The organism is Streptomyces sp. HUAS MS02, assembly GCF_055702265.1.
This window is the reverse complement of the sequence record NZ_CM146747.1, coordinates 12,462-39,298: the sequence shown is the minus strand read 5'-3', so window position 1 is coordinate 39,298 and position 26,837 is coordinate 12,462. Positions and strand designations below refer to the sequence as shown.

Annotated in this window: 23 protein-coding genes, 1 tRNA gene and 6 pseudogenes; 19 read left to right on the top strand and 11 right to left on the bottom strand. The window is 70.1% G+C overall.

All coding sequences use genetic code 11. From position 1 onward, the window contains the following. Positions 1–119: 119 nt before the first annotated feature. From ACZ9QC_RS00240 to ACZ9QC_RS00230, 3 genes are all read left to right on the top strand, one after another. Complete coding sequence (locus ACZ9QC_RS00240) at positions 120–1,121, top strand: GNAT family N-acetyltransferase (protein WP_472918164.1); 1,002 nt, start codon at positions 120–122, stop codon at positions 1,119–1,121. Between the two features lie 71 nt (positions 1,122–1,192). Next, entirely contained in the window at positions 1,193–2,032 is an 840-nt protein-coding gene (locus tag ACZ9QC_RS00235) for an alpha/beta fold hydrolase (RefSeq protein WP_472918163.1), read from the top strand. Positions 2,033–2,054: 22 nt separating this feature from the next. Further along, a complete protein-coding gene (locus tag ACZ9QC_RS00230) occupies positions 2,055–3,281 on the top strand; it encodes a glycosyltransferase (RefSeq protein ID WP_472918162.1) in 1,227 nt (408 codons plus the stop codon). A 236-nt stretch (positions 3,282–3,517) separates the two neighbouring features. Here the strand turns inward: ACZ9QC_RS00230 and ACZ9QC_RS00225 are convergent, their stop codons facing one another. The 3 genes from ACZ9QC_RS00225 to ACZ9QC_RS00215 form a co-directional block, all read right to left on the bottom strand. After that, positions 3,518–4,714, bottom strand: coding sequence for an alpha/beta hydrolase family protein (locus ACZ9QC_RS00225; protein WP_472918161.1), 1,197 nt, complete (start codon positions 4,712–4,714; stop codon positions 3,518–3,520). Between the two features lie 599 nt (positions 4,715–5,313). Further along, complete coding sequence (locus ACZ9QC_RS00220; RefSeq protein ID WP_472918160.1) at positions 5,314–5,817, bottom strand: hypothetical protein; 504 nt, start codon at positions 5,815–5,817, stop codon at positions 5,314–5,316. Between the two features lie 163 nt (positions 5,818–5,980). Further along, a complete protein-coding gene (locus ACZ9QC_RS00215) occupies positions 5,981–6,244 on the bottom strand; it encodes a transposase (protein ID WP_472918159.1) in 264 nt (87 codons plus the stop codon). Positions 6,245–6,601: 357 nt separating this feature from the next. On the opposite strand from ACZ9QC_RS00215, the pseudogene ACZ9QC_RS00210 reads away from it, so the two are divergent. The 8 genes and pseudogenes from ACZ9QC_RS00210 to ACZ9QC_RS00175 all read left to right on the top strand — a co-directional run. Continuing rightward, positions 6,602–7,032, top strand: a pseudogene (locus ACZ9QC_RS00210) (ATP-binding cassette domain-containing protein); the annotation flags it as partial. Positions 7,033–7,231: 199 nt separating this feature from the next. Beyond that, a pseudogene (locus ACZ9QC_RS00205) lies at positions 7,232–8,115 on the top strand (fatty acid desaturase family protein). Then, positions 8,112–9,344: a sensor histidine kinase gene (locus tag ACZ9QC_RS00200; protein WP_472918158.1), complete on the top strand. Its 1,233-nt coding sequence runs from the start codon at positions 8,112–8,114 to the stop codon at positions 9,342–9,344. The pseudogene ACZ9QC_RS00205 and the gene ACZ9QC_RS00200 overlap by 4 nt, the downstream one beginning before the upstream one ends. A 12-nt stretch (positions 9,345–9,356) precedes the next feature. Then, positions 9,357–10,031, top strand: a complete 675-nt coding sequence (locus ACZ9QC_RS00195) for a response regulator (RefSeq protein ID WP_472918157.1) — start codon at positions 9,357–9,359, stop codon at positions 10,029–10,031. 134 nt (positions 10,032–10,165) lie between these two features. Next, positions 10,166–10,993: an ABC transporter ATP-binding protein gene (locus ACZ9QC_RS00190; RefSeq protein WP_472918156.1), complete on the top strand. Its 828-nt coding sequence runs from the start codon at positions 10,166–10,168 to the stop codon at positions 10,991–10,993. Further along, positions 10,990–13,521 carry an FtsX-like permease family protein gene (locus ACZ9QC_RS00185; RefSeq protein ID WP_472918155.1) on the top strand — a complete coding sequence of 844 codons (2,532 nt, stop codon included), beginning with the start codon at positions 10,990–10,992 and terminating at the stop codon, positions 13,519–13,521. Before ACZ9QC_RS00190 ends, ACZ9QC_RS00185 begins: the two co-directional genes overlap by 4 nt. A gap of 212 nt (positions 13,522–13,733) precedes the next feature. Further along, a complete protein-coding gene (locus ACZ9QC_RS00180; protein WP_472918154.1) occupies positions 13,734–15,131 on the top strand; it encodes an MFS transporter in 1,398 nt (465 codons plus the stop codon). Continuing rightward, positions 15,128–16,348 carry an FAD-dependent monooxygenase gene (locus tag ACZ9QC_RS00175; protein ID WP_472918153.1) on the top strand — a complete coding sequence of 407 codons (1,221 nt, stop codon included), beginning with the start codon at positions 15,128–15,130 and terminating at the stop codon, positions 16,346–16,348. Before ACZ9QC_RS00180 ends, ACZ9QC_RS00175 begins: the two co-directional genes overlap by 4 nt. Before the next feature lie 112 nt (positions 16,349–16,460). Here ACZ9QC_RS00175 and ACZ9QC_RS00170 read toward each other — a convergent pair. The 3 genes and pseudogenes from ACZ9QC_RS00170 to ACZ9QC_RS00160 form a co-directional block, all read right to left on the bottom strand. Beyond that, positions 16,461–16,562, bottom strand: a pseudogene (locus ACZ9QC_RS00170) (IS21-like element helper ATPase IstB); the annotation flags it as partial. 91 nt (positions 16,563–16,653) lie between these two features. Next, the gene (locus tag ACZ9QC_RS00165) at positions 16,654–17,637 is read right to left on the bottom strand and encodes a GNAT family N-acetyltransferase (protein WP_472918152.1); all 984 of its coding nucleotides are present in this window, start codon (positions 17,635–17,637) and stop codon (positions 16,654–16,656) included. A gap of 42 nt (positions 17,638–17,679) precedes the next feature. Further along, positions 17,680–18,932: pseudogene (locus tag ACZ9QC_RS00160) on the bottom strand (IS256 family transposase). A 109-nt stretch (positions 18,933–19,041) separates the two neighbouring features. Here ACZ9QC_RS00160 and ACZ9QC_RS00155 point away from each other — a divergent pair. The 3 genes and pseudogenes from ACZ9QC_RS00155 to ACZ9QC_RS00145 all read left to right on the top strand — a co-directional run bounded on the left by ACZ9QC_RS00155 (position 19,042) and on the right by ACZ9QC_RS00145 (position 21,304). Continuing rightward, entirely contained in the window at positions 19,042–19,350 is a 309-nt protein-coding gene (locus ACZ9QC_RS00155; protein ID WP_472918151.1) for a hypothetical protein, read from the top strand. A gap of 552 nt (positions 19,351–19,902) precedes the next feature. Continuing rightward, positions 19,903–20,166: pseudogene (locus ACZ9QC_RS00150) on the top strand (RICIN domain-containing protein); the annotation flags it as partial. Positions 20,167–20,197: 31 nt separating this feature from the next. Further along, positions 20,198–21,304: a ricin-type beta-trefoil lectin domain protein gene (locus ACZ9QC_RS00145; RefSeq protein ID WP_472918150.1), complete on the top strand. Its 1,107-nt coding sequence runs from the start codon at positions 20,198–20,200 to the stop codon at positions 21,302–21,304. Positions 21,305–21,597: 293 nt separating this feature from the next. On the opposite strand, the gene ACZ9QC_RS00140 is transcribed toward ACZ9QC_RS00145, so the two are convergent. Both ACZ9QC_RS00140 and ACZ9QC_RS00135 read right to left on the bottom strand, forming a co-directional pair. Next, positions 21,598–21,753 carry a hypothetical protein gene (locus tag ACZ9QC_RS00140; RefSeq protein ID WP_472921972.1) on the bottom strand — a complete coding sequence of 52 codons (156 nt, stop codon included), beginning with the start codon at positions 21,751–21,753 and terminating at the stop codon, positions 21,598–21,600. Positions 21,754–21,768: 15 nt separating this feature from the next. Beyond that, a pseudogene (locus ACZ9QC_RS00135) lies at positions 21,769–22,412 on the bottom strand (IS256 family transposase); the annotation flags it as partial. Positions 22,413–22,774: 362 nt separating this feature from the next. Between ACZ9QC_RS00135 and ACZ9QC_RS00130 the strand changes: the two are divergent. From ACZ9QC_RS00130 to ACZ9QC_RS00115, 4 genes are all read left to right on the top strand, one after another. Then, positions 22,775–23,728, top strand: a complete 954-nt coding sequence (locus tag ACZ9QC_RS00130) for an FHA domain-containing protein (RefSeq protein WP_472918149.1) — start codon at positions 22,775–22,777, stop codon at positions 23,726–23,728. Between the two features lie 14 nt (positions 23,729–23,742). Further along, entirely contained in the window at positions 23,743–24,135 is a 393-nt protein-coding gene (locus tag ACZ9QC_RS00125; protein WP_230223819.1) for a hypothetical protein, read from the top strand. 145 nt (positions 24,136–24,280) lie between these two features. After that, positions 24,281–24,625 (top strand): hypothetical protein, encoded by a 345-nt coding sequence (locus tag ACZ9QC_RS00120; RefSeq protein ID WP_472918148.1) that lies wholly within the window; start codon positions 24,281–24,283, stop codon positions 24,623–24,625. A gap of 337 nt (positions 24,626–24,962) precedes the next feature. Next, a complete protein-coding gene (locus ACZ9QC_RS00115) occupies positions 24,963–25,640 on the top strand; it encodes a hypothetical protein (protein WP_472918147.1) in 678 nt (225 codons plus the stop codon). Between the two features lie 181 nt (positions 25,641–25,821). Here the strand turns inward: ACZ9QC_RS00115 and ACZ9QC_RS00110 are convergent. From ACZ9QC_RS00110 to ACZ9QC_RS00100, 3 genes are all read right to left on the bottom strand, one after another. Then, a tRNA-Met gene (locus tag ACZ9QC_RS00110) sits at positions 25,822–25,898 on the bottom strand. A 203-nt stretch (positions 25,899–26,101) separates the two neighbouring features. Further along, positions 26,102–26,452 (bottom strand): hypothetical protein, encoded by a 351-nt coding sequence (locus tag ACZ9QC_RS00105; protein ID WP_472918146.1) that lies wholly within the window; start codon positions 26,450–26,452, stop codon positions 26,102–26,104. Positions 26,453–26,523: 71 nt separating this feature from the next. Continuing rightward, positions 26,524–26,697: a hypothetical protein gene (locus ACZ9QC_RS00100; protein ID WP_472918145.1), complete on the bottom strand. Its 174-nt coding sequence runs from the start codon at positions 26,695–26,697 to the stop codon at positions 26,524–26,526. Positions 26,698–26,699: 2 nt separating this feature from the next. Here ACZ9QC_RS00100 and ACZ9QC_RS00095 point away from each other — a divergent pair, with 2 nt between their 5' ends. Next, positions 26,700–26,825 carry a hypothetical protein gene (locus tag ACZ9QC_RS00095; RefSeq protein ID WP_472918144.1) on the top strand — a complete coding sequence of 42 codons (126 nt, stop codon included), beginning with the start codon at positions 26,700–26,702 and terminating at the stop codon, positions 26,823–26,825. Positions 26,826–26,837: the final 12 nt, after the last annotated feature.

Here is a 26,837-nt window from a genome sequence, read left to right as displayed (position 1 = left end):
CGCCCCTACCTTCAGTGGGGTTGAACACCTCGACAACCTCGATGACCGTCTCGACAACCTCGATGACCACGTCGAAAACCTCGATGACCTCGATCCCGCTCGTCAAAGGAGTCGCCGTCTTGGCCGCACACGCGCACATCACCCCGCTCCACCGCATCACCGTCACCGAGACCACCGCCTGGCACCAGATAGTCGCCGCCTCGACTGCCCACGATCTGCCGGGAGTTCCGCCACCCGGCCCCGGGCAGATCCACGCCCAGCTCACCAAGCCCGCCCTGGGCAGCCAGCGGCTGACCTGGATGGCGACGGACGAGGACGGCACCGCCGTCGCCGTCGCCGGCCTGCGGCTGTTCACCCAGCCCGGACAGGCGCACCTGGCCGAGCTGGAACTGCACGTCGCCCCCGAACACCGCCGCCGGGGCACCGGATCCCGCCTGCTGTCGACCGTCGTCGACGCCTGCCGTAAGGAGAACCGTCGCAGCCTGGTCGTCGCGACCGGCGCCGACGGCCCGGGCGAGGCGTTCGCCGAGCGGTGGCACTTCAAGCCGGTCCTGACCCTCGACCACCTGATCCTGGAACTCGACCGGCTGGACCAGGACGTGATCCAGGGCGTCGCCGACGCCGAACACGCCGGCTACCGGCTCACGGGCTGGACCGGCACGGTCCCCGACGATCTCGCGGCAGCCTTCGCCTCCGCCAAGAACGCGATGAACGACATGCCCATGGGCGACGTGGACTACGGGCACGTCGAGTGGGATGCCGCCCGCGTCCGCGAGATGGCCCGCGTGGTCGCGGACCGCGGGGACACGCTCCTGACCGTCGCCGCCCTCCACGACGACGGCACCATGGCTGGCTACACCGAAGTCGTCCTCCCCCACGGCGCGTCGCCGCGGGCCCAGCAGTACGACACCGCGGTCGTGCCCGCACACCGCGGGCACGGTCTGGGGCTGTGGCTGAAGGCCGCGATGGTGCGCCGGCTGTGCGCCGAACACCCCGGTGTCACCGAAGTCGAGACCGACAACGCCGAGGACAACGTCCACATGCTGGCCGTCAACCGGGAGCTGGGCTTCCGCGCCTACCGGCGTACGCGTGAGTTCCAGCTCGACCTGGCCACGAACTGATCCGCGACCCCGGACCGCTCTCGGCCGTCCACCGCTCCTGATCCACCCCGCCCCGGAAAAGAGGCACAGCCATGACCATCGAGCCCTCCGCCTGGACCGGCATGGTCCCGGTCGACGACACCGCCCTGGCCGTCACCGACACCGGCGGGAGCGGTCGTCCCGTCGTCTACCTCAACGGCTCCTACGCCGACCGGACGCCCTGGCGACGCGTCATCGCCGACCTCGGCAGCGACTTCCGGCACATCACCTACGACGAGCGCGCCCGCGGCAAGTCGAAGCAATCGGCGGACTACTCGTTCGAGGCGTGCATCCGTGACCTCGACGCCGTCCTCACCGCGCGGGGCGTGGAGCGGCCGATCCTGGTCGGCTGGTCCTACGGAGCGCTGATCGCGGTGCACTGGGCCGCCCGCAACCCCGACCGCGTCCACGCGGTGGTACCCGTGGACGGCGCGCTGCCGAGCGAATGGCTCGACGAAGCCACCCGGGATCAGGTCCGCGCGCTGTTCCGCCGGCTGAGCCCGCTGTTCCCGATCGCCCGACGGCTCGGCCTGGCCGCGCGGATGAGCGCCCTTCAGCACGCCGAGATCAACCTCGAGGCCAACGAGCTGTGTGCACCCGCTGCCCTTGAACCGGTCCTCGACCAGGTGGCCGCACCGACCCGATACGTGATCGCCACGGGTGGAAACCTGGGCGCCGACGCGAAGACGATGGAACAGCTTCGCGCCAACCTCGACCCGGTCGTCGCCCGCAACCCGAACATCCGCATCAGCAGAAAGGTCGCGAGCAATCACTCCAAGATCCTGCGCAAGGACTTCCGAGCCGTCGCCGACGCGGCACGCGAACTCGCCGCCATCTCCGGGGCCTTGCGCCGATTCCCTGGGGATGGCGCAGAATCGGCGACTGTTGCTTGATCGGACGAAGGGGAACCGTCACATGCGAGTGGTGTTGTCGTCCTACGGATCACGCGGGGACGTCGAGCCGATGGCGGCGCTGGCGATCGCGCTGCGGGGAATCGGAGCCGAGGTGCGGGTGTGTGCGCCCGAGGACGAGGAGTTCGCCGAGCGGTTGGCCGGCGTCGGGGTGGAGATGGTGCCGGTCCGTCTGTCGATCCGCGCGCTGGCGGCGGGAGCGAGGTCCACGGCCGCGCCCTCCATGACCGAGCGGGTGACGACGCTGGCCACCGCGCAGTACGAGGCGGTGACCAAGGCCGCCGGTGGGGCGGACACGGTGGTCGCGACCGGTCTGTTCCCGGCCGTGGCCGGGGCCAGGACGGCGGCCGAGAAGCTGGGACTGCGGTTCGCGTACGTGTCCTACTTCCCCGGCATGCTGCCGTCGCCGCACCACCCGCCGTACGCGCTGCCCGGCCGTCCCCTCCCCGAGGGCGTCACCGACAACCGGACGCTGTGGGACCTGGACGTCGAGGGCCAGAACGCGGTCTACGGCCCCGGACTCGCTGCCTTCAGGAAGGAGGTGGGGCTGCCGCCCCTGGACAGTGTCCGCGATTACGCGATCACCGGTCGGCCTTTGCTGGCCGCGGACCCGGTGCTCGGACCGTGGCAGGAGCCGGCGGATCTCGACGTCGTACAGACCGGCGTCTGGGTCCAGCCGGACGAACGCCCCCTCCCCGCCGACGTCGAGACCTTCCTCCATGCCGGCGAAGCACCGGTGTACGTGGGGTTCGGCAGCATGGCCATGCAGGGTTCGTCCGACGCCGCCCGGGTGGCCATCGAGGCGGTACGCGCCCAGGGCCGCCGGGTGCTCGTCTCCCGGGGCTGGGCCGACCTGGCGCTGATCGACGAGCAGGACGACTGCCTGGCCGTGGGGGAGACGAACCACCAGGCGCTGTTCCCGCGCGTGGCCGCCGTCGTCCACCACGGAGGCGCCGGCACGACCACGACGGCGGCGAGGGCGGGTGTGCCCCAGGTGGTGGTTCCCCAACTCGTGGACCAGCCGTACTGGGCAGGCCGGGTGGCCACCCTGGGCATCGGCGCGGCCCACGACGGCCCGGCCCCGACCGTGGAGTCCCTGTCGGCCGCTCTGGCAACGGCCTTGGCGCCTCGGACCACCGCCGCGGCAAGGGAGCTGGCGACCACCATCCGCACCGACGGCGCGGAGAAGACCGCCGAGCTCCTCCTCGAAGGCTTCGGCGAACAGGCCTGACAGCCCCACCCGGTTCCACGTCCCCCGCCGAGCGGTTGGCCGGCCGTGTCGGCACCCCTGTGAGCGATGACGGTCGGCCTCCGGGCTGGCAGGGGGTAGAGATGCCGGTGGCTCCGACACGGACTCCCTCGCGCACCGGATGACGGACCCGCCGGTCTCCAGCGCGGCCGCCCCACCGGCCTCGCCCTCAGGTGGGAGCCCAGTGTCCTGCTGGTCCCGCCGGTCCGTGCGCGCCACTACGGCAGGTAGCGCACCTCGGGGAAGGTCCGCGACGGGCCGTCGAGCAGGTGGCCTTGGTTGTGGCGCAGGTGCTGGTCGAAGAAGGCGCGGGGGTAGGCCTGCTGGATCTTCACGGCCCTGGCCGGGGAAAGGGTGCCGATCCAGCCCCGCAGGTCTTCGTCGCTCATGCCGACCAGCCTCGCCAACTGGGGCATGAGCACCTGGGTGTCGCCGTACGACTGATGCGTCGCGCCGTCGGCCTGGAGGCTGAGTCGCCAGTCCTTCAGGTGGGACCAGAACACAGCTACGTTGGGGTCATCAGCGCGGGTGAAGTCGGCGGTCATCATCATGAACGGCCGGTCCAGTTCGGTGGTGACCGTGGGCTGCGTCGGCCCGGGCTGCATCGGTCCGTCCAGGCTCAGCCCGGCCCGTACGCGCCGGTCCGCGAGCATGACGCAGGCGGTGGCCGTGCCGCCCTTCGACCAGCCGAACATGCCGATGCGCGACACATCGAGGGCCTCGCACAACCCGGTCGGCAGCGGGCGGTGCCCGGCGTCGGGGTTGTGGCCGGCGGCGAGCTGCTCGACGCAGTCGAGAACGAACCGGACGTCCGTGGCGTAGTCCACTGCGTACAACCTGTGCTGTCCGTCCCTGATCGGGGTCACGACCCGGCCGTCGGGCAGCTGGCTGTAAGCGTCGTTGACGTGGTCCACCGTCACCACGACGTAGCCGTGGCTGGCGAGTTCCTGCACGATGACGGTGTGGTCGGAGCGGTGGCTGCCTGCGCCGTGCGAGTACACGACCACCGGCAGGCCCCGTCCCGTGCGGTGCGCCGGCGCGCCCTTGTGGCCGGCCGTCAGCGGGGCCTGAGCAGCGTCGGGCGGGAAGCCCGCGGAGGCGAGCAACGCCCGCAACGCGCCTGCGGGCATCCACGGCACGCGCGGGTACCGATCGGCGTCGCGACGGGCGGGATACCAGACGCCGGCCATCAGCTGCCGGTACTGGCCGGGGCCGGCTTCGGGATCGGGGCGAGAGGTGTCGACGAGGTGCAACTCGGCCGTGCCCACCCGGTACGGGCCGGTGGGCTCCGGCAGTGTGAGCTGCGCCGGGGCCAGGCCGGGCGGGGCCGGATCGCTCTCCTGGTCGGACGGGCCCGGGCCGGCCCAGGCGGGAGCCGCGGAGGCGAGCGGCGCGGCGAGCCCCGCAACGAGCACGCCTCCCAGCATGCGGCGGCGTGTCATTCCGTCTCGGCGTGTGAATGGCATGCTGGTCACGGCCCCTCCCAGGGTGATCCTGCTCCTCGGACGCGTCACGAAGCCCAACCGGGCGGTCCATGAGCACGATCGGAACGCTGTCACGCGCCCCACTCGGGCTGCATCCGCCCGCAGGTTGACCCTCCGGGAGCTCATCGGCCCACCGATTGCCATCCACAGGATGACCCGCTACCTGGAAGGCCGGGTTCGGTGGTGTGGGGTCGTTACTGGTCAGGGTGGGAGGGTGGGGGAGGTCGCCGGGGGCGACGGACCGGTGGGTGGGACAACATCGTTTTCGGCTGGGGGAGTTGCTGGCTTTGACGCGGGGCGGGTGGGGCGGGTGCGGTGGCAGTTGCGGCTGCGGGCTGCGGGCTGCCGAGCGGGAGGTGTTCGAGGCGGCATCTTGGTGTTCATCGGTGTCGCGATGCCACCTGGGTGTACCGACGATCGCTGCAGGCCGACGGCCAAAGGGCGACTGTTGCCTGATGGGACACCAGCCACCGAACACAACCCCGTGCCGGGCCCCTCTGTGGAGGGGCCCGGCACGGGGTTGCCGAGGATCAGGAGGATGCCGTGGGGCTGGGATCCGCAGTGGCCTCGGCATTGCGCTGCTGGAGCCAGGCCTTCCAGATCTCCTTCGTGGCGTTCGGCAGCAGACCATCCTCCTTGGTGTACGCCAGCCCCTTCGAGTAACCACCGCCGCCGCAGCCATCGGACTGGTGGGCGAGCTTCACGTCCACGGACTCGTCGATGAAGGGCTTGGCCGCACCCGCGCGGGTGACACGGAGGCGGACCGGGGCGGTGTCGGGGTCGACGTCGTCCGGCAGCCTGACGGACACATTGGCGATGCCCTTCTGCCTCAACTGGCCCTTGGCGCACTCGCCGCGAGTGCACAACTCGTAGGTGGCGCCCGTGAGATGGCTGTGGCCGTCTTGCACCACGTAAACGCCGACCTGGGACACCACATCGACCCCGGCGCAGATTGACGAGTCGACACAGCCGGACAGACCCGCGAGGAGGGCGGCGACACCGCCTAGCACGCGTGCGTGCCGTGCCGTGGTCACCACTTCTTCACCTCTCCGGGAAGCGCCTTCTCCACCAGGAAGACGGTCGGTGAAGAGTACCTTGCACTTACCATCCCAGGACTCGCTGCCGTCGCCGTCGCCGGAGACAGAGGCGCATTCCGAGCCCGCGATCATGCCCTTCGTGTAGACGTAGCCGTGGACTTCACGGTGTAGACGGGGCCTTTGGAGGGCCCCGCCGATGACGCACGAGTCGGAGTTCTTCTGCGCCAGGGTCATGTTCTGGGCGACTTCTCCCTTGCTGTACTTCCACCGCTTCTTGTCGCCCGGGAGCGCGGACTGCTCCGCCCAGGTCCCGGCGATCGGCCTCGGCGATCGCCTCTTCCGGCAGGGCCTGGAAGACGCCGGCGTCCCGCCACCGCATGAAGCGGTTGTAGACCGTCTGCCAGGCGCCGAACCGTTCAGGCATCTCCCGCCACTGGCTGCCCGTGCGGAACCGTCAGATCACCCCCTCGAACTGCTCACGCAGTCGCCCGGGGTACGGGCCGAATCTGCCGACAGGCAGGAACGGCCCGATGAACTCCCACTCACCGTCGGTAAGTTGCGCATGCGTCACATCACAGTCCTGTTCGGACCTACACCCCACCCCGGGCTTGATCGCACCTGAAGACGGCCCCCAGCAGGAAGGGGCGGCTGCGCCCGACCTCGGCAGCGCCTTCGGTCGTGTGTGCGGGGCCGGTTGGGGGTGATCGGGGCAGCCTCCTCGCGTCCCTCGCCCTCGCGCTGGTCTACGGCCTCGGCGGCTGGTTCGCCCTGCGCGGCAGGCGACACCCTCGTACGGTCCCTGCCGGACGGCCTGGAGACGGGGTGGTCGTGCGAACGCGGCTACCGCCTCTCCGGCGGCGAGCGCCAGCGCATGACCATGCCCGGCTGCTGCTGGCCCGCCAGCGCGTGGTCATCCTCGACGAGGCCACCGCCCACCTCGACAACACCTCGGAGCCCGCCGTTCAGGAGGCCCTGACTGAGGCCGAGGGCCTGGTCGACCGCACCGCCCTCGTCATCGCCCACCGCCTGTCCACCATCCGCGCGGCCGACCTGATCCTGGTGATCGAGAGCGGCCGGATCGTAGCCCGCGGCACCCACGACGAGCTCCTGGCGGCCGACGGCCGCTACACCGAGCTGTACCGGACACAGTTCGAGCAGCGGGAGAGCAGGGCGCCGGGGCCCGTCGCGGCCGCGGGGGAGATCGTGGCGTAGGGGAGGGCGGTCGTTTCGGAAAGTCCTTGCTCGCGGAGGACCCACCGGGGGCGGTGCGGCCCGTGCCGCGCAGTGACCGGACCTGGCCCACCCCCTACCCGGGTATCACCGCGTCCTGGCTCCCTGGCGTGACGCCCCGGCGCCCACCGCGTCTCTACCTTCTCGTCTTCCCACGGACGAGACAGAGGGAGACGAATGGATGCGCCGCTTCGGGACGTTGCCGACCACCGCCGTAGTGACCACGCGTGCCGGCAGCACACGGCGAAGCTCGCCTCCGCCGCACCCCGAGAACGCCACCGCGCGACAAGCCCCACCGGACGCGGGCAGCGAGTTCACGCCGCTGCTGCGTGACGTCAAGGGACAGGGGCTGCTCGACCGGCGCCCCGGCTGGTACGCGCACCATCGCGACCAACGCGCTTGCCGCCATCGTCACCGGCACGGCGCCCATCGGCGGTTGGTGGGTCGTCGCGCTGGCCTCTGTGCTCGCCGTTCGGTGTGCCCGCACGGCGTTCATCGGCCACGACGCGGGCCATGCCCAGATCAGCGGCAACCGCGCCAGCAACCGCCGTATCGGGCATGGAGGGCACGCTCCTCGTCGCCCACGTCGCCGGGTACGTCACCCTCCTCCTGACGACCATGCCGCTCACGCACGCACTCGTCTTCGCGGCGCTCCACCAGGCCCTGTTCGGGCTGCACCTGGGCATGGCCTTCGCGCCCAACCACAAGGGGATGGACATGCCCGACCTCGACGGCGAGAAGTGGGGACACCTGCGGCTCCAGGTCCTCACGTCCCGCAACGTCAGGGGCAGCTTCCTCACCGACTGGTTCCTCGGGGGCCTCAACTACCAGATCGAGAACCACCTGTTCCCCAGCATGCCCCGCCCGCACCTGAGGCTCGCCCAGTCCATGGTGAAGGCCCGCTGCCGCGACCTCGGCATCCCCTACGCGGAGACCGACCTCGTCGACTCCTACCGTCAATCCCTGCGGCACATGTGGGAGAACCGCTGCGTGCCGACATATGAGGAGCCGACGCCTTGCGCCACTCCGGACGCCGTCGCGGTGCACATAGGCTGGTGCGCATGACCTCAGTGGAGGAGGAACGCCCGCGCGCACTGCTCGCGGGGGCTTCGCGGCGATGGGTGCGGCTGCTGCCGTGGGCCGTGGCGTTCGTGCTGTGCGTCGCCCTGCTGCCCACGACCATCGTGGTCCTCACCGCCGACTACGGCCTGACCGGAGGCGTCGCCGGCGGGTTGGCCGTCGCGCAGGCCGCGCCGCTGCTGCTCGCCGTCGTACGGCCGCTGCAGGCCTGGTACGTGGTCTTCGTCGCGGACGTCGCCGGGGCGCTCGCCCTGCTCACCGTCGACTTCCAGGAGCGGCTGCTGTGGCCGTTCCCGCCCATGGAGATCGTCGGGTACGTCGGCCTCTGCCTCGCCCTGGGGCTGCGCGAGCGGCGCCGGACACTGCTGCTGGTGTGGCTGGCCACGGCCGCCGCGAACGTGGCCCTGGGGTTCGTCGCGCCCCATGGCTTCGGCGCCATGGGCCTGCTGTTCACCATCCTCGGGGGCGTCGCGCTCCTGCTGGGCGGTGCGCTGCGCGAGCGGTCCGAGGCGCGGCGCAGGCTGGTCGAGCAGGAGACGATCAGCGAGGCCGAACGTGGCCGGCGGACGCTGCTGGAGGAGCGCGCCCGGATCGCCCGCGAGCTGCACGACGTGGTGGCACACCACATGTCCGTCATCACGGTGCAGGCGGACACCGCGGAGTACCGCCTCGACAGGCTGCCGCCGGACGCGCGGGAGGAGTTCACGTCCATCGCGGCGACCGCGCGCGAGTCGCTCGGCGAAATGCGACGGCTCCTCGGCGTGCTGCGCAACGAGGAGGCGCACGGCGAGCTCGTGCCCCAGCCGGGCCTGGCGCAGATCGGGCAGCTGGTGGAAGCGACGGCGAGGGCCCGCGGGCCGGTGGAGTTCACCCCCTGCGACGTCGAGGTGCCCGAGGCGGTCGGCCTGTCCGCGTACCGGATCGTCCAGGAGGCTCTCTCGAACGTCGTGCGACACGCGCCGGGTGCCCGCACGCAGGTGTCGCTGTCGGTGACGGAGTCCGATCCGCAGGACGGTGCGCGGCTCACCGTCCTGGTCGTCAACGGACCGCCGCCCCAGCCGCCCGACGGGCCGCTCGAGGTGGGCGGCACCGGGCACGGCCTCGTCGGCATGCGCGAGCGGGTGCGGCTCGTCGGCGGCAGCCTGGACACGGGGCCGCTGCCGGACGGCGGCTTCCGGGTCGCCGCCCAACTTCCCCTGAACTTCCTTGACTGAAAAGGACTTCACGTGACAACGCGCGTCATCGTCGTCGACGACCAGGCCATGGTGCGGGCCGGCTTCGCCGCCCTGCTGGCCGCCCAGAGCGACATCGACGTGGTGGGCGAGGCCCCCGACGGCGCGCAGGGCGTCGAGCTGAGCCGGCGTACCCACCCGGACGTCGTGCTGATGGACGTGCGGATGCCCGAGATGGACGGGCTGGAGGCCGCACGCCGCCTCCTGGAGCCGGCACCCGGTGTGACACACCGGCCGCGCGTCCTGATGCTCACCACCTTCGACGTCGACGACTACGTCTACGAGGCGCTCCGGGCGGGCGCGAGCGGCTTCCTCCTCAAGGATGCGCCGCCGGCCGACCTCATCGCGGCGGTCCGCGTCGTGGCCTCGGGCGACGCGCTGCTCGCCCCTTCCGTGACGCGCCGCCTCATCGCGGACTTCGCCAAGCAGCGTCCCGCCGTCCGGGGCAAGCCCGCGCTGCGGCTCAATGGCCTGACGGAACGCGAGACCGAGGTCCTCATGCTGGTGGCGCGCGGGCAGTCGAACGGGGAGATCGCGCAGACGCTGGTGCTGGCTGAGCAGACGGTGAAGACGCACGTCAGCCGCGTCCTGACCAAGCTAGACCTGCGCGACCGCGCCCAGGCGGTGGTCTTCGCCTACGAGTCGGGGCTGGTCGCTCCAGGCGGGTAGGACCGCCCCCGCCCCTCCTCCACCCCCTACCGCGGTAGCACCCCCACATTGGCTCCCCGGTATGACGCCCGGCGCAAGGCCGTCCCCGCACTCTTCACCCGTCACAGAAAGTGCACGTGAGAGGGAGACGGGACATGAGGCTACGCAGGGGCAAGCGGCAGAAGGCGGACAACGGGCCCGAGGTCCCGGCCGCCACGCCCGGTCTCGCCGTCGAACTGCGCGACGTCCGGCGGCAGTACGGCCGCGGGGCGGGCACGGTGCACGCCCTCGCGGGCATCGACCTCGCCCTGCCGCGCGGCACGTTCACCGCGGTCATGGGCCCGTCCGGGTCCGGCAAGTCCACCTTCCTGCAGTGCGCCGCCGGGCTCGACCGGCCGACGGCGGGATCCGTGCGCCTCGGCGGCACGGAGATCACCGGCATGAGCGAGAACGAGCTCACCGAGCTGCGCCGCAGCCGCCTCGGCTTCGTCTTCCAGGCGTTCAACCTGCTGCCGTCGCTGACCGTGGAGCAGAACGTGCTGCTGCCCATGCGCCTGGCCGGGCAGCGCCAGGACCGGCGCCAGGCGCAGGCGGTGCTCGCCCAGGTCGGACTCGCCGACAAGGTGAAGCGCCGGCCCGGAGAGCTCTCCGGCGGTCAGCAGCAACGCGTGGCCGTCGCCCGCGCCCTGGTCACCAGCCCCGACGTGATCTTCGCGGACGAACCCACCGGCTCCCTCGACACCGGCACCGCCGCCGAGGTCCTCGGCCTGCTGCGCAACGCGGTGGACGCTCTGGGCGCCACCGTTGTCATGGTCACCCACGACCCGGCCGCGGCCGCCTGGGCCGACCGTGTGCTGTTCCTCGCCGACGGCGCCTTCGCCGACCACCTCGAGCGCGGTTCGGCGGAGCAGATCGCGGCACGGATGGCCGTGCTCACCTCGCGCGCCTCCCACTCCGGTGCGATGGCGGGGGTGGCGGCATGACACGCCCCAACGGACTCGCCCGTGAGGCCGTGCGCTTCAAACCCGCGTCCTTCGCGGGGACCTTCCTCGCGCTGCTGATGTCCGCACTGATCGTCTCGGCCTGCGGAATCCTGCTCGAGACCAGCCTGCGCGCCTCCGTGCCGCCGGAACGGTACGCGAACGCGCTGGTCGTCGCGGCGGCGGACCAGAACAAGTACGTCGTCACCGGCAACGGCGAGGACCGTGAGAAGGAGGCGACGCCCCTGCCGGACACGGCACGGATGGACGCCGGGCTGGCGGCGAAGGCCGCCGGGGCGCCGGGTGCGGCCACCGCCGTCGCGGACTTCACCTTCCCGGTGCGCGCGACGGACGCCGGCGCCCGTGCACTGACTGTTCCGGGCGGTGTGCTCACCGCGCACGGATGGGGCTCGCACACGTTCACCGGCACCTCGCTGACCACCGGCTCCGCACCCCGCGAGGGGGAAGTCGTCCTCGACGCGGGAACGGCCCGCGCCGCCCACGCCGCGGTCGGCGACACCGTCGTACTGGAGACCGCCGCCGGCCGGCAGGACTTCCGCGTCGCCGGCGTCGCCGAGGCCGGCCCCGCGGAGACCGCCCGCGACTCCGGCGACGCGGGTGCCCTGACGTGGTTCGCCGACACCCAGGCCCCCATGCTCGCCGGGCATCCCGGCAAGGCCGACGCCGTCGTCGTGCCGGCGGAGGACGGCACCGACGCCGACGCCCTCGCCGGCGCCGTGAAGCAGGCCCTGGCCGGCTCCGGCGTCCAGGTCCACACCGGCGACGACCGCGGTGCCGTCGAGGACCCGGGCCTCGGGTACGCCAAGGTGACGCTCTTCGGAATCGGCGGCTCCTTCGGCGGCATCGCCGCCATCGTCGCGGTCTTCACGGCCGCCGGAACCGTCGCGCTCTCGGTTGGTCAGCGGGCCCGCGAGTTCGCCCTGCTGCGCGCCGTCGGCGCCACCCCGCGGCAGGTCCGCCGCGCGGTCGCCTCCGAAGCACTGCTCGTCGCGCCGCTCGCCGGGATCATCGGCTGCCTGCCCGGCATCGGGCTCGCCCACTGGTGGTTCGGGCAGCTCCAGGACCGGGGCGCCATCCCGCGCGCCGTGGACCTGCACGTCTCCGGGCTTCCGCTGCTCGCCGCCGTCGTCATGGGGCTGCTCACCGCGCTCGCCGCAGGCTGGATGGCCGGGCGCCGGCCCGCGAAGATCAAGCCCGGACAGGCGCTGTCGGACGCGTCGGTGGAGCGGCTGCGGCCCGGTCTGGTCCGTACCCTCCTCGGCGTCGGCGCCCTCGTCGGAGGCGCGATCCTCACCGGCGTGTCCGCCCGCTCCGCCGGGGACGACGCGGCCGGCGCCGCCCTCGGCGTCGTCATGCTCTTCATGCTCGCCGTCGGGCTGCTCGGCCCGCTGGTGGCACGGCTGTGCGCCGGCCTGTTCGGCCTCCCGCTGCGCGGCGCGGGCCCGTCCGCCGAGCTCGCGGCCGCCAACTCCCGTACCAACGCCCGCCGCCTCGCCTCCGCGATCACCCCGATCGTGCTCGCCGTGGCCTTCTCCTCGACCCTCGTGTTCATGCACACGAGCGAGACCCACGCCGCCGACAAGCAGCTGCGCGCGGGCATCACCGCGGACCACGTGGTGACGGACCCGGCCGGGCTCCCGGTGGACGCGGCGGCACGCGCCGCCCGCGCGCCGGGCGTGGAGGCGGCCGTCGGGCTGCTGAACACGCAGGTGCTGGTGCCGACCGGCTCCGGCGAGTTCAAGTCGCTCCAGGGCGCGGCCACCCAGGGCGTCACCGGCTCTGGCGCCGAGCTGGCGAAGGTGCAGGACCTGGACGTACGCGACGGCAGCCTCGACCGGCTCGGCGAGGGGCGTATCGCCATCGACAAGACCCTGGCGACCTCGGCGGACGCCGGTGTCGGCGACCGGCTCCCGCTCTACCTCCCCGACGGGACGGAGGTCAGCCCCGAGATCGTCGCGGTCTACGGCCGCGGCCTCGGCCTGGCCACGGTGACCATGGACCGGGCGTCCCTGGCCGGGCACGTCACCTCGGGCTTCGACAGCACGCTCCTGGTACGGGGCGGCTCGGAGAAGTCGCTCACCGCCCTGGGCGAGGTCACCGACGCCTCCGGCTACGCCACCGAGCAGAACCGCGACGCGAAGCTGGGCGCCTGGATGAACAACACCATGGCCGCGGTCCTCGGTGGGTTCGCCGCCGTCGCCGCGGTCAACACCCTGGTGATGACGGTCCTGGACCGCCGCCGCGAGCTGGGCATGCTGCGCCTCGTCGGCTCCACCCGGCGTCAGGTGATGACGATGCTCCGCTGGGAGGGCCTGCTGGTCGCTGTGGTGGGCGTGGTCCTCGGCTCCGCGATCGCCGCGGCCACGCTGATCCCGATGATGAGCGGCGTGACCGGTGACATGCCGTACGTGCCCCCGCTGGTGTACGGATGCTTCGCGGTCGCCGTCGGTGGCCTGGCCCTGCTGGCGGTCACGCTGCCGGCCCGGGCCATGCTGCGCCGCTGGTCCTAGCCCATCCGGGGCGGCAGCCGGCATCGCATCGGCCCCCGTACCCGGCTCCCACCCCGTATCGGCTCCCGTCTCTCGGGCCGCGGAGCAGCGCACACCGTGCCGCGGCGACCCTTGCCCGCGTCCGGCACGAGCCGCGGGGCGGCAGCGCCACATGCCGTGCGCGCCCCCCCTCTGCCCCCTTCCTCACCCGGGCAATGACGGAAAGGACACTCATGACCACAACCCTGGCTCCCCCGGTCCCCATCGGGAAGGCCGCTGTCGGAGCCCTCGGGTTACTGGCACTGTCCACCGGAGCTCTGGAGTCGGTGGTGTCACCGACGATCCCGCTCCTGGAACGCGAACTGGACATGAGCCAGTCCGAAGGGGCGCTGCTCAGCATCGTGCTCCTCATCACCGGGGCACTCATCACGCCGTTGGCAGGCAAGTTCGGCGACCGCTACGGCGGGAAACGGGTCCTGATCCGGCTGATGGCGGTCGTCGCGGTCGGCGGCACGGTGTCCGCCCTGGCCCCGAACCTGCCCGTGCTGCTGCTCGGGCAGGTGCTGCAAGGGGCGATGGTGGGCGCGCTTCCCCTGTCGTTCATCGTCGTGCGCAAGAACCTGCCCCCGGGAGAGTCGAAGGTTGCCATCGGGGTGGTCAGCGGACTCTTCGTCGGGGGAGGGATGGTCGGCATGCTGTCGGCCGGGCCGGTGGCGGAAGAGCTCTCCCGGCACTGGATGTTCGCGCTGCCCACGATCGCGGTCATCGGGGCCACCCTGCTCGTGAACAGGCTCATGCCGTCCGACCAGCCGGGCGGGTCGGACGACGCCGACATCGACTGGCCCGGCCTGCTGCTCCTGAGCGGGATACTGGTCACGCTCATGCTCGTACTCGCGCTGGCGCCCGAAGCGGCCTCGCAACCACTCGTGCTCGGCGCCCTCGTCGTGATTCTGGCCGTCTTCGTCACCGGTTGGGTGTCCGTCGAACGGCGTGCGGCCTCTCCGATGATCGATCTGCACATGCTGGCACGGCCCGCGATCTGGAAGGCGTGTGCGCTGACATTCGTGATCTGCCTCGGCACCTCGATGGCGGCCTATCTCGTTCCGCAGCTGCTCGACGAGCGCGGCGACGGGTACGGATTCAGCGCCAGCGCCACCGAGATCGGCTTCTTCCTGCTGCCCGGCGCCGTCGCCGCGACGCTGGCCGGGCCGCTCGGCGGTATCGGGGACCGGCGTTTCGGCTCGCGTGCCGTGGTCAACACCGGGGTCGTCATGATGGCCGTCTCCCTGGTCGTCCTGGCGTCCGTGCACACCGAGGTCTGGCACGTCGTCGTCGGCAAGGCGCTGATCGCGCTGGCCAACGGCCTGTGCGTCACGGCGATGATGACCAGCACCGCCACGGCCGTCGATGCCAAGGACACCGGCATCGCCACCAGCCTGATCCTGGTGAGCCGCGTACTCGGCTACGCCGTGGGCGGGCAGCTCGGTGGTGCGCTCCTCACCGCCGCAACCCCTTCCGGGTCGGAGGTCTCGGCCGAATCGGCCTACGTCACCGGCTTCGTCATAGCCGGCGTCGTCACGTCGCTGGCCCTGTTCGTCACTCGCACCATGCCCAAAGGAGTCAAGGAATGACCCTCACCGATCAGCCGACGGATGTCCGTAGCACGCCGAGGCGCAGGGTCCTGATATCCGGGGCCAGCATCGCGGGGCCCGCCCTCGCGTTCTGGCTGAACCGCTACGGATACGCGGTCACGGTCGTGGAGAAGGCGCCCACCCTGCGTGGGGGCGGCTATCCCATCGACGTGCGCGGCACCGCACTGGAAGTCGTTCGGAGGATGGGGATCCTGCCGCGGCTGCGGGACGCGCACATCGACCTGCGGCGGCTGACCTTCCTCGATTCGGACGGCAGCGAGGTGACCTCCCTTCACCCGCATGCCGTCACCGGCGGCGTCGCGGGACGGGACCTGGAGGTACGGCGCGGGGATCTGACGGAAGCGCTGTACACGGCGGTCCGTGACGACGTGGAGTTCCTGTTCAACGACTCCATCGACACCCTCGACCAGAGCGACCACGGGGTCGACGTCACCTTCCACGGGGGCGGCAGCCGTACGTTCGACATGGTGTTCGGTGCGGACGGCATGCACTCGCGCACCCGGGAGATGCTGTTCGGCCCCGAAGAGCAGTTCCACCGCTACCTCGGCTACTGCTTCGCTGTGTTCACCATGCGCAACACCTTCGGGCTCTCCCACGAGACCGTGATGTGGAACGCCCCGGGCAGGGCCGCGGCACTCTACGCCGTGGGGGACGACGACGAGGTGCACGCCTTCCTGAACTTCGCCCGGCCGGAGCCGCCCATGGACGCGTTCCGGGGCCCGCAGGCCCAACGCGACCTGGTCGCCAAGGTCTTCGCCGACGCGGGATGGGAGGTCCCGGGCATGCTGGCCGCCCTGCGCGAGGCGGAGGACCTGTTCTTCGACGGGGTCAGCCAGATCCGCATGCCCCGCTGGTCCAGCGGCAGGGTCGCGCTGGTCGGCGACGCCGCGTACGCGCCCTCGTTCCTCACCGGACAGGGCACCAGCCTCGCGCTCGTCGGCGCGTACATGCTCGCCGGCTGCCTCGCGGACCGGGGTCACGGCGCGGGCTTCGCCGCCTACGAACGCGACACCCGGCAGTTCGTGACCGCGAACCAGGGGCTGGTCAGCCAGGGCGGCGCCACCCTCTTCCCCACCACCGCCCAGGCCCTGGAGCAGCGCAACGAACGACTGCGCAGCCTCAGCGCCATGCCCCCGGCGGAGGGAAAACCGGCTCATTCGGCGCTCACTCTGCTCGAGCCCCTGCGCCCGGCATGACCGCCGAGCCGGGTCGGGCCCTGCTGGCTGATGGAGCTCCATCTGGAACAAGTCGAGCCGTTCCGTCGCCGACCCGTGTCATGTCGTCAGCGCGGGTCGACGCGCGGCCCTAGCGGGCGATCGTCTTGTTCAGCTGTTTCTCGTCGGCAGCCTCGACGAGCTCGTTCTCCAGCTTCGTGGCGAGCGTGTAGCGCACCCGGTAACTCCGGGCGGCCCCGCCGCTGTCGTTCTCGCACCGGCCGTCACTGGGGAAGGAGGCATTGTCAAATCCTGTGGATTGACCGGACAGCCCAATGACCGGTCGGTCAAGCAAGCGGCTTGCGGTAACGGACGTACTCGTTCTGCCGCCGGAACCCCACACTCTCGTAAAGATCGTGGGACCGGTGCGGATTTGCCGTGCCCGTGAACAGCCGGGCGGTCGTTGCACCCTGCTCGCGAAGGCTGCGCAGCCCGTCCAACAGCAGGGCCCGGCCGATTCCGAGGCGTTGCTGGTCCGTCCGGACACTCAACTCTTCGACCTCGCCCACGGTGTGGTCGTGACGGCGGATGGAGCAGAGGGCGACGCCGACCATGTCCTGCCCGTTCCATGCACCCCTCCAGCATGCCGGGTCGGCGGTGTCGACGAAGTCCTGGAAAGGCCATTTCTGAGTGAAACCGGTGTCCGCGTACGAATCGACGACCGTCCTCCAGGCTGCACGGTAGTGGCTTGTTCCGATCGGCCCCGTCCGTATCCCTGCCGGCAGCTCGCTGCCCCGCTCGGGCAACTGCTGCAGATCGCCCAGCTCCAGCTCGACGAGGCGGAAGACGCGTCGGTAGCCGGCTGCGAGCAGCAGCCCCGTGGCGTCCTCCTCGGAGGCCATGGCATTCGCGCCGATCACTGCCGTTCGCGCCGTTCCATGCTGTTTGACGAGCTGGCGGATCCGCTCTTCAGCCCAGCTCAGCATGGCTGAGCCGATGCCCTGGCGGCGATGCTCGGGCAAGAGGTAGCCGCGGTGCAGGTACAGCCACGTATCGTCCCGCTCTTGCCACCACCGGATCGTCGAGTAGCCGACGACGCTCCCGTCGCGCACCACCAGGATCTGGTTCTTGGACGGCTCCTCCAGCTTGGCAGAGGCTTCGGCGATCTCGGCCGCTGTCGGGAGCCCTTCCACAACCGAATGGGCATCGACCCGGTCCCGTTCGGCACACCCCAGCCGCACTGCGGCCATGGGGCCGTGGTCTTCGTCGCCGCGATACGGCCGGAACCTGAAGCCGAACGGAAGGTCCTGTCCTGGCGCGTCATCCGGCATGAGCGGATGATCTCGAACTTCGAGGCAGGTCCGCCACCCTATTCATGCCGCGGTCGTCTGTGGCCGTTCAACGAGCCGGCCGCGTTCGAAGCGGGCTCCGGCGCGGACGAGGGCGACGAGGTGGGGTGCATTCACCGCGCGCCAGCGGACCTGGGCGGACTCGACGAGCTTGAAGACCATCGCCAGTGCGGCCGCCGCGCTGCCGGCGCCTTTGGTGACCTTGGTGCGCAGGCGGACGGTGGCGAAGGGCGACTCGATCGGATTCGTGGTGCGCAAGTGGATCCAGTGCTCGGCGGGGAAATCATAGAATGCCAGCATTTCGTCCACGTCGTCGGTGATCTTCTTGACGACCTTGGGGAACTTCGCGCCGTAGATCTTCTCGAACGCCGCGACGGCTTTGAGCGCGTGGTCGCGGTCTTCGGCGTTGTAGATGTCTTGGAGGGCCTTCTTCGCGCCGGGCTGCGCGGATTTCGGCAGGGCGTTCGCAACTTTGGCGATCTTGTGAACCCAGCACCTCTGGTGCCGGGTCTCGGGGAACACCTCGGCCAGGGCCTTCCACAAGCCGAGTGCCCCGTCGCCAACTGCGAGCTCCGGAGCCCGCATCCCGCGCCGCTGACAGTCGCGCAGCAGGTCGGCCCAGGATTCGGCTGATTCACGGTAGCCGTCGCTCATGGCGATCAGCTCTTTCGTGCCGTCCGCGCGCACGCCCATCAGCACCAGCACGCACGACTTCGCCTCCCGCAGGCGTATGCGCAGGTGGATGCCGTCGGCCCACACGTAGACGTAGTCGCTGGCGGACAGATCACGCTCGCCGAGCGGCGTGATCTTGCTGCCACTGTTGGGTGAGCCGGGTGACCGTCGCTGGCGACAGCCCGGCCGCCGAGCCGAGGAACTGCTCCAGCGCGGGCACGAAGTCGCCGGAAGACAGGCCGTGGAGACAGAGCAGTGGCAACACCTCGGTGATCTTCGGGGACTTGCGGCACCAGGGCGGCAGAATCGCCGAAGAGAACCGCTTGCGCTCGCCCGTGGCCTCATCGACGCGCTTGTCGTTCATGCGCGGGGCCTTCACCTCGATCACCCCGGCCGCGGTCGTGACCTTCCTCGGCTGGTGACAGCTATTACGGCACGACCAGGCGACGCCCGGTCTCATCACGCTGGTCGGCCAACTCGGCTATGTAGGCGTTGACTTCGGCCTCCAGGGCGGCGGCGAGCGTGCGCCGCGCGCCCTCACGGACGATGTCATCGATCAGGAAGCCGGTTTCCGTTGTTCCATCGGCATTCACTTCGCTCAGCACGGGCGTGCCTTCCCGGCCGACGGTGCAACGTCGGCCTACCCGATGACCAGAAATCGATCACTCGGGAAGGTACGCCCTTCGCGTCCAACCCGAGGCCGATCCACAAGTCATGAGCATTGCTCTGCGGGCCGTGCTGCACGCCAACGATCTGGTCGTCTACGACGGCAGCACGGAGATCGCCCGGCACGAACGGCTGATCGCCAAAGGCGGAGAACGGCTGGTTCTGGACCACTACCTGGAAGCCCTGGTGCGCAAGCCCGGCGCCCTGCCCGGGGCGACCGCCCTCGAACAGGCCAAAGTCGCAGGGAAGTTCGCTCCCGTCCACGACGCGTGGTGGGCTGCGGCCTGCAAGGCCCACGGTGACCGGGACGGTACTCGGGTCCTCTGCGGGCGAGATGACGTCGAGAGATCCCCGTGAACAATCGATGCGCCAGTACCGCCCGATTGACCATGATCGCCACAGCCGGATCATGCCACCGGCCAGGCGCGTCGCCTCACCCGCTGTCACGCACCCACTTGTAAAGCCCCTCATGCATCCGATGCACCCGCGTATGCCTTGGTATGCGGTCCACCACCGCGACGGCCCTCCACACGTTGCTCCGAACCAGAAGCTCACACCGTCCGTGTTGTTCTGGGAAGAGTCAGGGGAGGAACGTTGGCCGACCGATCAGTCGCCGCGTCGTGCTGCCCGGGCGTGGCCGCTATGACGGTTGCCGCAGCCGCTTCGCCCCCGCGCTCGGGCACGCTGCTCACGGAGGACAGTCAGCTACGACCGTCCCTTCAGCGCGGACGTCGGGACCGTCCGGCTGGTGAACCCGCGAGAGCGGCAAGGTGATGGACGTCAATGGCGCCTCGACCGCCGACGGCGGTGCGGTCATCCAGTGGCCGTGGAGCGAACCAGTAGAGCCCGGGCGGTTCCGGCCAGGGCGACGGACTCAACCAGAGAACCGACGACGGTGGCGACAACCAGTCGTGGAGGCTGGTGCCTTCGATCAATGGCTACTACCAGTTCGTCGACGTCCGCAACGGCTGGTGCGCCGACGTCAAGGATGCCCCCCCGCGGACGGTGCCAAGGTCACCCAGTGGCCCTCCACCGGCGGCTCCAACCAGGACTGGCCGATCCTCGCGGTGTGAGCCGCCGGGACGCTCAGTGAGGGCGGAGTCGTCCGGCCCGGATCGGTGGCAGAACAGGTGCCGAGTGGCTGGCACCAACGGCGATCCCCCCACCCGCTGATTCACCATCACTCGCAGAAGAGGACGCCTGTATGAGAAAGCCCTGGATCTTTCCCCTGGTCACGCTTGTCGCCGCCGTGCTCGGGATGACGGCGGCGGGTGTGGCCCCTGCCTCCGCCGCCTCCGACACCCCTTTGCGGGTCATGCCGTTGGGTGACTCGATCACCTGGGGCGTGGGCAGCAGCACCGGCAACGGCTACCGCGAGCCGTTGTGGAACAGGCTTGCGGCGGACGGACATCCGCTGGACTTCGTAGGCACGGGACGGAGCGGCCCGATGTCCGACCCCGACAACGAAGGCCACTCCGGATACAAGATCCACCAGGTCGCCGCACTCACCGACGCCTCGCTGACCCGCTACCGGCCCAACGTCGTGACGCTGCACATCGGCACCAACGACCTCAACGAGAGCTACCAGGTCTCCACCGCCACCGCCCGGCTGAGGTCGCTGGTCGACCAGATCACCGTCGCCGCCCCCGACGCGACCGTCCTGGTGGCCTCCCTGGTCGTGTCCACCAGCGGCTCGGAGGAGCAGTACCGGGGCGCGTACAACCAGGCGATCCCGCAGATCGTGAGGGACGCACAGTCCGCAGGCAAGCGCGTCGCCTACGTCGACATGAGCGGCCTGACCACGGCCGACCTGGCCGATGCGCTGCATCCCAACGACGCGGGCTACCAGAAGATGGCCGATGCCTTCCACCGCGGCGTGCAGGCTGCAGACAGCGCAGGGTGGCTGAGGAACCCCGCCCCTGCCCCCGCACGCGTGCAGTCCGGCATCGCCGGCAAGTGCATGGACGTCAACGGTGCCGGCACCGCCGACGGGACCGCTGTCCAGACGTGGAGCTGCGGCGACAGTGCCAACCAGTACTGGTCCGCCTACACCGACGGCACCCTGCGCTCCATGGGCAAATGCCTCGACGCCGCCGGCGGGAGCACCGCCAACGGCACCAAGGTGCAGATCTGGGCCTGCCACGGCGGCGCCAACCAGGTTTGGCAGCCCCACAACGGCGGCTACCGCAACCCCGCCTCCGGCCGCTGCCTCGACGTTCCGGGCGCCTCCGCGACGAACGGCACACAGCTCGTGCTGTGGGACTGCAACGGCGGCTCCAACCAGAAGTGGACCACCCTCGCCACCGGATGACCCCCACTGACGGGGTCTGAACCCCTTCCGGGTTCTCCTTGGGTGAGGCCGACCCAGGGCCGGCCACCCGAACAGGGAACGGCCCGCCGTACCAGGAACGCTGGTACGGCGGGCCGCTCGCGGTTCTCAGCTCTGCTGCAGGGGAGTCAGGAGAAACAGCGCGCGTCACCCCAGTGACGGCGAGCGTGCACTATGCGAAGCCCGACGACTCCGTCTGCTGCCCGACCGGGGAGACCCGGAGTCACGTCCGCGGGAGTGGTGTATTGACGGCCACTCGGTGATCCAATTTCAGGCTATGCAGTGAGTTCACTCGGCAGGGTGAGATCGTCGCTTTCTCCATCGATCGGGTGGAGACGGGCCATGGCGAGAAGTTCGCGGCCCATGTAGTGGCGGACTTCGGTCCGTTCGTCGTTCTGCTCGGCCAGGACGGCGCCGCCCAGGCGGATCACGGCGGTGCGGTCGGGGAAGATCCCGACGACGTCGGTGCGGCGACGGATCTCCTTGTTCAGCCGTTGCTGCGGGTTGTTCGACCAATCTGCCGCCGGATCTCGCGGGGGAAAGCGGTGAAAGCCAACAAGTCCGCCCTGGCCGCGTCCAAGTGGGCTGCGGCCTTGGGGAACTTGGCCTCCAGGGCGTCCATCACGTGCGTCATCTGGGCGTGGACCGCGTCGGTGTCGGGTTGTTCGAAGACCGTCCTCAGCAGGGTCGCGACCCAGGGCTGGGCGGACTTGGGGACCTGGCTCAGTAAATTTCGGGCGTAGTGGGTGCGGCATCTCTGCCACGAGGCGTCCGGCAAGGTCGCGCCGAGCGCGTTCACCAGGCCGGTGTGTGAGTCGGAGATGACCAGCTGGACACCGGACATGCCGCAGGCAATCAGGGAGCGCAGGAAGGCGAGCCAGCCAGTGCCGTCCTCGGCGGTGGCGAAGTCGAGTCCGAGGATTTCACGGTGCCCGTCAGCGTTGACGCCGACCGCGATCAGCGCGTGGATGTTGATGATGCAGCCGCCCTCGCGGACGGACTCGGCGATGTTCTCCACCCGACGGGTGCTGACGCCGAGCAGGTAGGCGGTGGTTGATGCGTGCGTCGCTGACCTGCCCGTATTCGGCATTGCAGAAGGCGTCGGCCTCGGCGGACATGAGCGCGTCGGCGAACGTCTTGACCATCGCCCGCAGCAGATCCGGACTTGCCGCGGCGACCCCGACGGGCTGGTCTCCGCGAGTGTCGAAGTCTCGAAGGAGATCAGCACGATGACCGCACCAGACAGTCTGCCCCTGCACGCCCTCGCGGAGACAACCCGGAGGGCTGCGGGCCGAGGGGACGGCGGCCGAACGTGATGCCGAGATCCGGCCGTCCGGTTTCTGTGGCAGGACGGGGCCGACCGGCCTTTACTGGAAGGAGAGGATCACCGGTACAGGCGGCCAAATCATTTCGTCCGCCGCCGGGTGCTTCGCCACGGCAGGAGGTCGTGCCATGGACCAGCCTCAGCGAGGGCGCAGCTTGCCGCAACTCGTGGTCGACCGACCGGACCGGATGCGCGGCCGGGTCTTCGTCATCGACAACCAGCCGATGCTGGTCGGGCGGGACTCCGACTGCCAGATCCAGGTGGGCGATCCGGGTGTCAGCCGACGGCACGCGGTGGTGTGGCGGGCCTCGGGCCGGACCACGGTCGAGGATCTCGCCTCCACCAACGGCACCATGGTGAACGGGCACCCGGTGCTCGGGCAGCAGGTGCTGCACTCGGGCGACGTGCTGGATTTCGGGCCCCTGGAGGTGCATTACGAAGAGCGGCGCTCCGCCGACCGGACCGTTCAGACCCCGAAGCCGGGAGTCAGCGGCACCCCGGGCGGTACCGAGGACACCATGCCGGGATGGGGCCCCGCCCATGCGCCCGGGCCCACGCCTCACGGCGCTCCCACCGCAGGGCCGCCACCCCCCGGCCCGCCGGGCCGCCCGGCACCGCGCGAGGCCCACCGTACGCCGCCCGGCGGCGAGCGGCGGTTCGACATCGGAGGACAGCAGGCCGACCGGCTGAGCAACATCGCCGGGGACCAGTACAACTACGTTCAGCAGGCGCAACGCGAGAGCTTCTTCAAGGAGATCGCCGCGACCCGTACCAGGGCACGACACCTGATCCTGCTCGGCTTCCTGCTCTTCCTGGTCGGGGCCGGGATCTACGGCTGGGTGATCATTCGATTCATTTCCGGCGCCGACGACGACATCTCGTCGGGGAGTTCGAACTTCGACTCTTCCCCGGAACTGCTCGGGCCGAAGGTGGCCGGGGTGCCGGTAGGGGCGGTCGGGTTCGCGATGGCGGCTGTCGGGACGGTCCTGATGGTCATCGGGATTGTTCTGCACGTCGTGGCGACGTCCCGACGCCGCCGTTTCGAGGATGCCGAGCGGCAGGCGTTCTGGCGGCAGCGGTGAGGAGATGGGGAGCCATGGCCTTCAACATCGGCAACCAGCAGGGCGGCGTGGTCAACAACGTCGCCGGGAACCAGACCGTTCACGATGGCCAGTCGGCCGTCTTCACGGCGGGCGGACAGGAGGTACGCGGCCTGGTCCGCGAACTACGGGCGTCCATCGAGCAGACGGCACTGCCGCCGGCCATCGAGCCCGAGGTGCGGGCCGAGCTGGACTCGCTGGACGAGGAGGTCGCCCGGCCGGAGCCAGACCGAAAGGCGGTGGCGGGCCGACTCGGCCGCATCACCCGGCTGCTGTCCTCGGCGGGTGCGCTGGCCACGGCCGGCACGAGTTTGATCGGGCCGCTTGGAGCGCTCGCGGGCTGGCTCGGCGCACTCGGCCAGCCGATCCTGCGGGCGATCTCAGGCTGATGGGAGGAGGCTGACGGAGAGGGCCTTGACTCCGGATGTTGGACAGGGGTCACCCGGGTCGGGCACCCGGCTTCAGCCGCTCACCACAGGGATCACCATCCGGCACCACCTAAAACGGGCAAAAGCCTCGGTAGCTACTATCGGGGTGCGAGATTCGACGGTGACGGTCTCCACGATCCACCAGCGACTGCGGGACGAGCACAAACTGAAGGTGTCGATCTCCTCGTTCCGCCGCTGGGTGCATGCCACGCTGCCCGACGAGGTGAGCCATGCGCAGGTCACCGTCATGCGCGATGAGATCGAGCCGGGCGAGGAGGCCCAGATCGACTACGGCTTCTTGGGCCAGTGGACCAACCCCCGTACCGGCAAACGGCACCGCGTCTGGGCGTTCGTGATGGTGCTGCCCTGCTCACGGCACATGTTCGTCCGCCCGGTCCTGAGGACGGGGCGCAGCCGGAGGGGCAGATCTCGACCCGGCCGCGGTGGGTGAGACGGAGACGGCGTTCTAGGATCTCGATCCATGCCTGTGCGAGCAGCACTTCGCGAGCCTGCGGGGGGCGGCGGCGAGTGAGTGGTCCGCGATGTCCTCGTCACCGACTGGGCTGAGGCCCCTCCGGGAAGGTGTCCTCGGTGGACTCCCCGGCCGACTCGGTCGCCTCCGGGTCGCTGGCGAAAGGGGTCAGCGCTGCGGGAAAGGGCTGCTCGGGCCTCCAGCTCCACCACCGCTGCGTGGGACGAACTGGTCGCAGAGCACGGTCAGTTCACAGTGAGTGCGTGCCATATTGTGAAGTGATCACACTCACCGTCAGGCAGGGGAAGACGCGAAGATGACCAGTCGTCAGTCGAACCGCGTGCCAGCTGCAGCAGGGGTTCTCGCGCTGGCCGTTGCCGTTGGCTTGAGTTCTGCCTGCGGCGCGTCAGATGCCTCGGAAGGCGCCGCGAAGGCTCCGGAGTCTGTATCACCGAGCGCGTCAGCCAGCGCGTCCATTTTGGACAGGAATGCACTGGAGGCGGCTTTGCCAGATCAGTTCAGCGTCTATCCGGACGTGGCGCAGCCGCGTATGCGCAAGGCGTGTGAGGCCTCCGATACCGAGATCTGCCTGTCCGAACAGTGGCCAAGCGACTGGTGCGCCAAGGCCGTTTCCATCGGACTGTCCGCATTCACGGACATGGAAGATCGAGAGCTCGCTGTACAGATGATCTCCTTCCCCGATGTGAAGACGGCAGCAGCTGCATTCAAGGGAGAGGGGACCGTCGACGAGGTCGGCAAGAACCCTCCAGGAGACGAGATCGACGGCTTCGAGATCGAAGAGCCCGACGGCAGCACAGTGCCGGCTGGTCGAGGGATCAACGTGCGGAAGGGGGCCGTCGTCGCCAAGATCCAGTACACGTGGGCGACGGAGGCTTCCGTCGAGCCGGACGCGCTGATCTCGCTTACGAAGATGGTCGTCAAGCGCATCGAGCAAGCGCAGTACGGCGAGAATCCCACGGAGTCAGTCCGGTAGCCGACAAGCTCACACGTGCTGGCAGAACGTGGGCTGGATTGCGAACCGGGGGCTTCATGAGAAGGTTGCCTGATTTTGCGCACTCCGCTGCGAGCGGGCACGGTGTCACTCTCGCGTGCAGTGCCCGAGTCCCATACAGTAAACAGCCCCCTCGACCTGGTAGTTGAGAGGGCTGTCGTGTTGGTAGCGGGGACAGGATTTGAACCTGCGACCTCTGGGTTATGAGCCCAGCGAGCTACCGAGCTGCTCCACCCCGCGTCGGTAGGACCACCCTACGCCACTGGTGCCGTGCTCCCGACCGAATTCACGTAGACCATCAACAGGCCCTGGCGGGACGCAACTCGTTCCCCTCCCGGGGCTGGCCCGCACTTCCGTCTTGATTACGACGGATACGAAGCGGGTTGCGGCATAGGAAAGGGTGCCCCGACCTGGTCGGAGCACCCGGTTTGGTGCGGGCCAGTTCAGGCCGCTGTGCGACGGTCGGGGGAGTCCTGCTGGACGGTTCGCTGGCCACCGGGACTGGTCTTGTGACAGGTACGGCAGACGGCGATGACGGCATCGTATCCGACGGTGAGGGCGGTCAGGCCGAGTGCCACGACGGTGTCGCTGTCGTGGAGCACATGGGTGCAGTGCAGGGGGGCGGTGGTGGCTATCGCGGGCAGCGTAAGGGTTCCTGCCGGGCGGCGGACGGACTTGATGCTGGTGTACCAGCGGGCCCGGACGTCTTTGGGCGGGATCACGCTGGAGCGCCAACCGGGGCTGGTCTGCGGTGCGTCACCCTGGAGGTCGGGGACGAGGGTGAGGTTGTTCATGTGCGCTGTCCTGGGGCGGCCGGAGTGTGCCGGCCGGGTCCGGGCAGGGGCGGGTGCGCGTTGGTGAGGGATCATTTGTACTCCTCGTAGCCGAACATGTCGTTGTCGTCTTCATCTTCGAGGAAGGCGTCGATGGGGTTGATCTGTTTGAGAAGCGCGGTCTCGCGGGCGAGGATGTGGCTGACGCGGCGGGCGTCCCTGCTGTCGCGGGCGATGACGAGGCCATCGCCGAAGGAGCTTCTCACCCGTGACGGCCTTGTACATGTACTTGCTGGCTTCCCAGGGCTTCTCCAGGAGTTCGCCGCTGTCCTGGAGCCAGACGATCATTCCGTGGCCGATGGCGACGGGCAGGGTCGCGGAGTCCAGGACGTGATCGCCGACAGGA

Bases quoted from the DNA above. Each gene is read 5' to 3' on its own strand.
- ACZ9QC_RS00235 (WP_472918163.1), top strand. From the start codon at position 1,193: ATGACCATCGAGCCCTCCGCCTGGACCGGCATGGTCCCGGTCGACGAC.
- ACZ9QC_RS00230 (WP_472918162.1), top strand. From the start codon at position 2,055: ATGCGAGTGGTGTTGTCGTCCTACGGATCACGCGGGGACGTCGAGCCG.
- ACZ9QC_RS00215 (WP_472918159.1), bottom strand. From the start codon at position 6,244: ATGCCTGAACGGTTCGGCGCCTGGCAGACGGTCTACAACCGCTTCATG.
- ACZ9QC_RS00200 (WP_472918158.1), top strand. From the start codon at position 8,112: ATGACCTCAGTGGAGGAGGAACGCCCGCGCGCACTGCTCGCGGGGGCT.
- ACZ9QC_RS00190 (WP_472918156.1), top strand. From the start codon at position 10,166: ATGAGGCTACGCAGGGGCAAGCGGCAGAAGGCGGACAACGGGCCCGAG.
- ACZ9QC_RS00185 (WP_472918155.1), top strand. From the start codon at position 10,990: ATGACACGCCCCAACGGACTCGCCCGTGAGGCCGTGCGCTTCAAACCC.
- ACZ9QC_RS00180 (WP_472918154.1), top strand. From the start codon at position 13,734: ATGACCACAACCCTGGCTCCCCCGGTCCCCATCGGGAAGGCCGCTGTC.
- ACZ9QC_RS00175 (WP_472918153.1), top strand. From the start codon at position 15,128: ATGACCCTCACCGATCAGCCGACGGATGTCCGTAGCACGCCGAGGCGC.
- ACZ9QC_RS00165 (WP_472918152.1), bottom strand. From the start codon at position 17,637: ATGCCGGATGACGCGCCAGGACAGGACCTTCCGTTCGGCTTCAGGTTC.
- ACZ9QC_RS00155 (WP_472918151.1), top strand. From the start codon at position 19,042: ATGAGCATTGCTCTGCGGGCCGTGCTGCACGCCAACGATCTGGTCGTC.
- ACZ9QC_RS00145 (WP_472918150.1), top strand. From the start codon at position 20,198: ATGAGAAAGCCCTGGATCTTTCCCCTGGTCACGCTTGTCGCCGCCGTG.
- ACZ9QC_RS00130 (WP_472918149.1), top strand. From the start codon at position 22,775: ATGGACCAGCCTCAGCGAGGGCGCAGCTTGCCGCAACTCGTGGTCGAC.
- ACZ9QC_RS00125 (WP_230223819.1), top strand. From the start codon at position 23,743: ATGGCCTTCAACATCGGCAACCAGCAGGGCGGCGTGGTCAACAACGTC.
- ACZ9QC_RS00115 (WP_472918147.1), top strand. From the start codon at position 24,963: ATGACCAGTCGTCAGTCGAACCGCGTGCCAGCTGCAGCAGGGGTTCTC.
- ACZ9QC_RS00105 (WP_472918146.1), bottom strand. From the start codon at position 26,452: ATGAACAACCTCACCCTCGTCCCCGACCTCCAGGGTGACGCACCGCAG.